The sequence below is a fragment of the Yinghuangia sp. YIM S09857 genome, assembly GCF_051388915.1.
In the GTDB taxonomy this organism is placed as follows: Bacteria; Actinomycetota; Actinomycetes; order Streptomycetales; family Streptomycetaceae; genus Yinghuangia.
In genome coordinates this window covers 3,126-10,685 of sequence record NZ_JBPKBH010000043.1, presented here as the reverse complement: position 1 = coordinate 10,685, position 7,560 = coordinate 3,126, and the positions used below count along the sequence as shown (strand labels likewise).

Genomic DNA, 7,560 nt, shown 5'->3' with positions numbered 1-7,560 from the left:
GCGGGGACGCGACGCCTGACGGCGTCGCGCGAACCGCCGGTGGGCGGCGGTCAAAGAACGACTCGCGTTCTACGTCGGGGGTATGGGAGCGAAGAACCGCAACTTTCCACGCCGACGCGATGCGCCGTTTCGGGTACGTCGAGGAAGCCGACGTCGCGCCGACCGAGCGCAGTATTGCGATGGGCGGGCGGCCGGCGGGGTTGACGTCCCCGAAGAGCACGGACGCCACCGCGGTGCCGGCTTCCTCACCACCGATGAACGAACTCGCGACGGTCGGCACCGAGTCCGCCATCCAGTCGACCACGAACGGGCGTCCGTGACTGCGCACGACCGCTGTCGGTGTCCCGTCGCTACGATCGCCTCAACCAGTTCGCGCTGAACACCCGGCAGTGCACACGTGGTGCTGTCCAGGCCCTCCCCGACGGAGCCGAACGCGTTGATTCCCGACTGGTCGCCGACCACGACCACCGCGACGTCCGACGGACTCGCCGCCCGCACGGCGGCGAACCCGGACCGATCCTCGGTGGCGATCCCGTACCGGTCGTCGCCCGCCTCGACTCAGTGGCGGGGGGTGAAGGTGATCGGGAGCCGATCGAAGCCCCTGGCCCACGAGCTCCGAATGCGTCCGGGGTCGCCGACGACAGCGAAGTCCGGTATATGCGCGAGAAGTTCATGGAAAGCGATACGTGCCTCCAGGCGGGCGAGCGGCGCGCCCAGGCAGAAGTGCGGCCCGTGCCCGAAGGCCATGTGACGGGCGCCGCGACGGAGGTCGAAACGCTCGGGATCCGGGTATTCACGCTCGTCCCGGTTCGCCGAACCCCACAGCAGTTGGACGCGCGAACCGGCGGGGATGACCGTGCCGTGCAGCTCGACGTCGCGTGTCGTCTGGCGGCCCGATGTGAGGGTGGGCGGTTCGAGGCGCAGCATCTCTTCGATTGCGGCCGGAATGAGCCCGGGTTCGCCGATCAGCTGCGCGCGGGCGTCGTGGTGCTGGTCGAGGAGCCGCATGCCGTTGCCGATGAGATTGGTCGTGGTGTCGTTGCCGCCGACCAGAAGCAGGAAGCAGAAGCCGAGCAACTCGTCCCGGGACAGCGTGCGCCCGTCGACCTCGGCCGCGATGAGGCGGCTCATCAGGTCGTCCGCGGGTTGCTCGCGGCGCTGCCGGAGCAGGCCCTCGAAGACCTCGTAGACGTCCTCGGCAACGGCCTTGCCGTCGCGGGGGATCGTCATCCGCATCAGCTCCTCGGTGTGTCCTCGCAACTCGGCACGCCGTTCCTCCGGCACGCCGAGCAGTTCGCCGACGACATCGCTGGGGAGCAGGGCGGCGAACTCACCCATCAGGTCGCACTCGCCGCGGTCGGCGAAGTTGCCGATGAGCTCGCGTACCTTGGCGAGGATCGCGGCTTCGAGCAGAGCCACTCGGCGTGGGGTGAAGGCCGCGGAGATCACCCGCCGAATGAGGGTGTGGGCCGGCGGGTCGAGGTCGACCATCATGGGCTTGTGGTAGCCGGCCTCCTCCGTTACCGAGCTGTACGTCGCCCAGTCGGCCGAGGCCGCCCACACGTCCTCGTGACGGGAGAGCACGTAGAAGCCGGTCCGCGGCTCGCGGTAGACCGGGTGTTCGTCGCGGAGGGTGCGGTAGATCTCGCCATGGCGGTCCTGGAAGTCCGGGGCCACCGGGTCGTACAGGGCGGGGGGCGTCGCCGGCATGGATACTCCTCGCGGGTCGTAAGGGCGGCACGATGTGGGTGCGGCGTTTCAGTGCGCAGGTCTTGTGCATTTAACATAGCTAAGATAGTCATGAAAGCAACCTCGGGAGTGGCCGCTCCTCGATGCGTTGCCGGTTGGAGCGGCGGCCGGCACCCCTCAGAACAGCCCTGGAGCGACCCCATGACCGAAGCCCCGCCGCCCGGCGGTTCACAGGACGCCGAGCTGATCTCCTCCCTCATGGCGGAGAGCGCGGTGCGGCGGATACACGCCGCCTACAGCCAAGCCTGCGACGACGGACGCTTCGAGGCGCTGGGCACGTTGTTCGCCGACGACGTGGAACTGGTCGTTCGCGGTTCGGTGGTGGCGCGCGGGCGTGAGGCGGCATGCGAGTGGATTGCCGCCGCGCAGCCGCCCGAGCGGCGCGGGCGGCACCTGGTGGCGAACACCGTGATCGAGTCGAGCGGCCCCGGAACCACCGTCGCCGTCGCCGACTTCGTCTTCCTGGCACCAGGCCCGGACGGTGGACTCGTCGTGGCAACTGTCGGGCGTTACCGAGACCGGTTTGTCGCCGGGGACGGAGCGTCCGGCCGCTGGATGCTGGCCCGGCGCGAAATGGTCATGGGACGGTGAGCAAACAGGACGCGGAGGCATCGTCCGCCGCGGGCAACGCACCGGCCTCACGACCGTCGGCACCAGCTGTGTCCGTGTTGTGCTCGGCGACCCTGCGTCGAGCCGATCTGCCCACCACCGCCCGGGCCGCCGCGGCCGCCGGCTTCTCCGCGATCTCCGTGTTCGTCGCCGAATACCGGCAGGCGCGCGCCGACGGCTGGAGTGATGCGGCCTTGCGCGACCTGCTGGATGAACTCGGTCTGACCGTCGCCGAGGTGGACGGCGCGATGGAGTGGCTCCCGGGCCACGACGGCTTCACCGGCCACCGGTTGTTCCGTCCTGAGGAGTTCGCCCACGTCGCCGGTGCGCTCGGCGCCCGGTCCATCACCGTCATCGAGGTGACCGGTCAGCCGGTACGTGAGATTTTGGATGCCGCCGCCGGGAGCTACGCCGAGGTTTGCGCGAGGGCTGCCGACGTCGGCGCGGTCGCGCACATAGAGCCGTTCGGGTGGTCCGGGGTGCCGGACCTGTCCGCTGCCTGGGAGGTCGTCGAGCGGGCAGGGCACCCCGCGGGCGGCCTGCTGCTGGACACGTGGCACGCGTTGCGTGGCCCCGACCGCGAAGGCCTGCCCGCGCACGTGCCCGTCGAGGCGATCCGGGGCGTCCAGGTCGGCGCCGCCGCCCGGCAACCTGCGGCCGACTTGCGCCGGGAGGCCGTGTCGGCGCGCCTGCTGCCGGACGCGCGCGACGCGGCGCTGTGCGGCCTGCTTGCCGACCTCCTTCGACGCGGCTGTGCCGCGCCCTGGGGTGTGGAGGTCTTCTCGGATGCCCTGGACCGTCTCCCGCCGCAGTCCGTCGCGCGAGCCGCCGCCCGGGCGTGCGAACGGCTGAGCAAGGTGTTGGCCCAGCCGATGGACCAATAGGCCGCAGGGGCACTGTGGTTCCGTGCCGACGGAGGCCGGCTTGAATGGCGCCTCACGTCAGCGGGCGGGTTGTCGCACACACCGGCGGCCGTCAGCGCCGATTCAGGCGGTCCCACAGCAATACTCCGTCATTGGCTATCTGCACTTCGGAGACGCGGTCTCCGTGCACGGCTGCCGCCAGGGACTCCTGGTACACCCAAAACGGAACATCCTCGTTCAACTTCATCTGGACAGCGGTGTAGGCCACGCGACGCATGGTCGTGTCGGTGGCGACCCGCGAGTCGTTCAGCGCCTTGTCGACGACCGGGTTCTTGTAGCCGGTGATGTTGGCGCTGCTGGTGGAGAGCAAGAAGTCGTAGAGCCCGGGTTCCGGATCGGCCAGCCACAGTTGGGTGAGCGCAGCCGACCAGGTCCAGGCATCCTTGCGGACGGTCTGGATGAAGGTAGGGACGTCCGTGACCTGGATTTGCGCGGCCACGCCGGGATACCGGTTGAGTGTGTCGCGGATGTGCTCGGCGACTTTGACGACTGTGGGCGCCTCCGGTACCAGGAGCACGAACGCCAGCGTTCGCGTGCCGTCCCGGGTGACCTGTGCGAAGAGGTTCCGAGCCTGCTCGGGATCGTTCTGCGGCATGGCGAGTTGGATGTTCGCGACGGACGAGGTGCTTGTGAAAACGCCCTGGGCGGGCGAGCCCTTGCCCTGATAGAAGCGGGTGTCGATGTCCGCGACGTCCAGGGCGAGAGCGACCGCGCGGCGTACCCGGACGTCGTCGAAAGGCGCGGCCGCGGTATTGAAGGCCAGCATCGCGCCGCCGTGCAGCGGCATCTCGGCCACACCCAACTTGCGGTCCTTGGCGTCGGCCACGGGGGTGGGGTCGAACGTCATGGTGGCGTCGACCCGCCCGCGTGAGATCTCTTCGACGATGTGCGTCGGGTCGTGATCGACCACCATGGTGACCCGGTCGAAGCGGGGGAGGCCCCTGTCCTTCTGCCAGTAATCGGTGTTGCGGACGAAGACCTGGCGCTGACCGGGCGTCCATTCGGTGAGGACGAACGGGCCCGCGCCGACCGGGGCACGACCCACGCCGACGGGGTCCGCGCGTATTGCAGTCGGCGAGCCTATGTACCCGAGTTGGCCGGCCACGATGCGGTCGAAGTTGGCGTTGGGCCGGGCAAGTCGTACCACCAGCGTCAGAGGGTCGACGACTTCCAAGGCAGTGATGTCCGAAGTGGCCGCGAGTTGCAGCGATCGGTTGGACGGATCGCGGTGCCGCTCCCAATTGAAGCGAACAGCCTCGGCGTCGAAGGGTGTTCCATCGGTGAACCGTACGCCGGGGCGTAGCCGCAGCGTCCAGGTCCGACCCCCGTCCCCGGGAGCGAAGCTGTCGGCGATCTGCGGGCGTACCGTGCCGGTTGCCGGGTCGGACCAGACCAGGAGATCGTAGACGGCGGTCAACCGACTGCCGTCCGCCGCGCCAAGGGTGTACGTCGACGCCGGATCGAAGCTTGCCGCATCCTGGGTCACCGCGAACGTCAACTCCCCTGCGGCACCTGCCTGCGAGGCCCCGGGAGCCGGGCCGCCGTCGGCGGCCGCGCACCCCGCGCTGAGGACGAGCGCAAGTGCCAGGATCACCAGTGGCCTTCGGCGGCGAACCGCGGTCGACAGGTGGCCGGGCAGGTGAACGTCGGAGCGTGATCTGGCCACGGGAGAGCTCGCCACCTAGGGATGGAGGGGTGGGTCGGCGCAAGTTGGCGTAATGCCTACACGAAATAATTCGCCACGGCAACCGGCATGATCCCCGTCCGGAGCGCGGCCGGTATGCGTCGCCATGAACTCGCCGGGATCGACGTTCGGCAGTCTGACTCGAACGGATCCTCGTATGCGAACGTGACCGACCTGAGGACTCGGAGGCGCGACACCGCCGGCTTCGACCCCTCCTCCCGGCAGGTGGGCCGCCTTCAATGGGTGTACGGCTTACGCGAAATGGTCCGGCCGCCCCCTGCCGCCCCGGAGCTGCGGTCGCACCGGACGTCTGATGCCGTCGGACGCCTCCCTGGCACCCATTTGGTAGTTCATCGCATGGTATGCACTTCTGCACGAACCTGTCGGCGCGATGTTGCGAAGAAATGCGACACGTGTCACCCATCCGTGGGCTCTTGACTTGTCTGTCGGGGCAGCGCAGGCTTTCGTGCGTAGCACGTGCTACCAATCCTCCGGCCGTCCCCACGCGCCACGTTCGACCAACGCAACCACGTTATGCGCCGCGACGTCGGCGAGCGTTTTGTAAGTCTCGTGTGTCCCAACGCTGTTGCCCTCATGGGCTCCATCGCTGCCGCACACCCTGTTCCTGCACTGCCTGCCTCCGATGACGGGGGCGACTTGTCCTGTCGCAACGTACCGGAACCTGATCACGACATTCCGCTTGATCACTTCCTTGTCGATGGCCGGGCCGGTCCCCAGCAAGGGAAGGGAACTTGATGACTGATCAGACCAACCCCCGCGCCGACGCGGCCACCGTCGGCCCCGGTCGGCGCTCGGTCCTCGGAGGACTGGCGGGAGCGGCCGCGCTGACGGCCGTGCAATGGACGCCGGCGTTCCGCGTCGATCCGGCGGCGGCCGCGGTACCCGCGCCGCCCAACCTGCCGTCAGGGATCACGGTGTACCTCCAGGGCTACCGCAACTGGTCCGGCGAGACCCGTGTCGACGACGTGTGGACCTGCGCTCCCGCCACCGCCGCCGATGTCGTGGCACTTGCGAACTGGGCTCGTGCGCAAGGCTGGAAGCTGCGCGCCAAGGGCTTCAGCCACAACTGGTCCCCGTTCATGATCCAGCCCGGCGCACCGACGAACATCCTCCTGCTCGACACCACCCGGCACCTGAAGGCCGTCACGGTCAACTCCGGAGCCCCCGCGAGTGTCACCGCCCAGACCGGCGCGTCGATGATCGCGCTGCTCCAGACCCTGGAAGACGCCGGACTCGGCGTGACCGCGACCCCGGCTCCGGGAGACCTCAGCCTCGGGGGAGTGCTCGCCATCGACGGCCACGGCACCGCCGTCCCCAAGACCGGCGAAACCCTCACCCCTGGGCATACGTTCGGAACGCTCAGCAACTTGATCGTCTCGTTGACGGCAGTTGTCTGGGACCCCGCATCGAACCAGTACAGGCTGCGGACCTTCCAGCGAAGTGATCCGGCGATCGCACCGCTCCTGGTGAACCTCGGCCGCACGTTCGTCACCGAAGTCACCCTGCGGGTCGGGGCCAACAAGCGCCTGCGGTGCCAGAGTTGGGTGAACATCGGCGCGGCGGAGCTGTTCGCGGCGCCCGCCAGTGCCGGCAACAACTCGTTCGCGGGCTTCGTCGACCGCGCCGGCCGTGTGGAGGCGATCTGGTTCCCCTTCAGCGACAACCCCTGGCTCAAGGTCTGGTCTGTCGCCCCCTCCAAGCCGCTCTTCGCGAAGCAGGTCGACGCGCCGTACAACTACCCGTTCAGTGATTTCCTCTCCGAGGAAGCTTCCGACCTGCTCGGGCAGATCACGTCGGGCGCCGCCAACCTGACCCCGACCTTCTGCCAGGTGCAGAGCGGCTTCGTCGCCGCCGGGCTGATTGCCACCGGCAACTGGGATCTGTGGGGCTGGTCGAAGAACACCATGCTCTACGTCAAGCCCACGACGATGCGTGTGCACGCGAACGGGTACGCGGTCCTCACGAAGCGCGCCAACATCCAGAAGGTGGTCAGCGAGTTCTACACGTACTACAAGAACGCGGTCGACACCTACGCGAGCCAGGGCCGGTACCCCATGAACGGGCCTATTGAGATCCGGGTCACCGGTCTGGACAACCCGGCGGACGTGCAGGTCGCCGGCGCCGTGCATCCGGCCTTGTCCGCGGTCCGAAGCCGGCCCGACCACCCTGACTGGGACGTCGCGGTGTGGCTCGACGTGCTGACCGTCCCCGGCACGCCGTACAGCCGGCAGTTCTACCGCGAGACCGAGCAGTGGGTCTTCGCGAACTACGCGGGCGCTTATGCGCAGGCGCGCCCGGAGTGGTCGAAGGGCTGGGGCTACAGCGGTACGGCCGCATGGTCCGACGGCACTTTCCTCTCCAGCACCGTCCCCAATCAGTACCGTGCCGGTCTGCCGACCGGCAACAACTGGAACAGCGCTGTGGCTCAGCTGAACCAGTACGACCCGCACAAGGTGTTCTCGAACGCCTTCCTCAACAGCCTCCTGGTCTGAGTTTCCCGAGGTCACCGAAGGCGCCGGCCGACGCGGCCGACGGTGACACGTCGCCAGGATCCGCTGCCCTGGCGACCCCCCG

General features: G+C 68.6%; 5 protein-coding genes and 1 pseudogene. 3 read left to right on the top strand and 3 right to left on the bottom strand.

The annotated features are described in order from the left end of the window. Positions 1–462 (bottom strand): annotated as a pseudogene (locus tag ACRX5S_RS40660) (glycoside hydrolase family 3 protein); the annotation flags it as partial. Positions 463–558: 96 nt separating this feature from the next. Continuing rightward, entirely contained in the window at positions 559–1,710 is a 1,152-nt protein-coding gene (locus ACRX5S_RS40655) for a cytochrome P450 (RefSeq protein WP_436778335.1), read from the bottom strand. A 180-nt stretch (positions 1,711–1,890) separates the two neighbouring features. Between ACRX5S_RS40655 and ACRX5S_RS40650 the strand changes: the two genes are divergently transcribed. Together ACRX5S_RS40650 and ACRX5S_RS40645 are read left to right on the top strand one after the other, a co-directional pair. Further along, on the top strand, positions 1,891–2,340 hold the full coding sequence (locus tag ACRX5S_RS40650) for a nuclear transport factor 2 family protein (RefSeq protein WP_436778334.1): 450 nt from the start codon (positions 1,891–1,893) through the stop codon (positions 2,338–2,340). A gap of 68 nt (positions 2,341–2,408) precedes the next feature. Next, positions 2,409–3,242 carry a sugar phosphate isomerase/epimerase family protein gene (locus ACRX5S_RS40645; RefSeq protein WP_436778333.1) on the top strand — a complete coding sequence of 278 codons (834 nt, stop codon included), beginning with the start codon at positions 2,409–2,411 and terminating at the stop codon, positions 3,240–3,242. A 91-nt stretch (positions 3,243–3,333) separates the two neighbouring features. Here ACRX5S_RS40645 and ACRX5S_RS40640 read toward each other — a convergent pair whose 3' ends face one another. Continuing rightward, positions 3,334–4,875 (bottom strand): ABC transporter substrate-binding protein, encoded by a 1,542-nt coding sequence (locus ACRX5S_RS40640; protein ID WP_436778332.1) that lies wholly within the window; start codon positions 4,873–4,875, stop codon positions 3,334–3,336. Positions 4,876–5,720: 845 nt separating this feature from the next. Between ACRX5S_RS40640 and ACRX5S_RS40635 the strand changes: the two genes are divergently transcribed. Further along, positions 5,721–7,478 (top strand): cholesterol oxidase substrate-binding domain-containing protein, encoded by a 1,758-nt coding sequence (locus ACRX5S_RS40635; protein ID WP_436778331.1) that lies wholly within the window; start codon positions 5,721–5,723, stop codon positions 7,476–7,478. The last annotated feature ends 82 nt before the right edge of the window (positions 7,479–7,560 follow it).

Excerpts from the sequence above, each read along its gene's own strand:
- ACRX5S_RS40655 (WP_436778335.1), bottom strand. The coding sequence starts at position 1,710 with ATGCCGGCGACGCCCCCCGCCCTGTACGACCCGGTGGCCCCGGACTTC.
- ACRX5S_RS40650 (WP_436778334.1), top strand. The coding sequence starts at position 1,891 with ATGACCGAAGCCCCGCCGCCCGGCGGTTCACAGGACGCCGAGCTGATC.
- ACRX5S_RS40635 (WP_436778331.1), top strand. The coding sequence starts at position 5,721 with ATGACTGATCAGACCAACCCCCGCGCCGACGCGGCCACCGTCGGCCCC.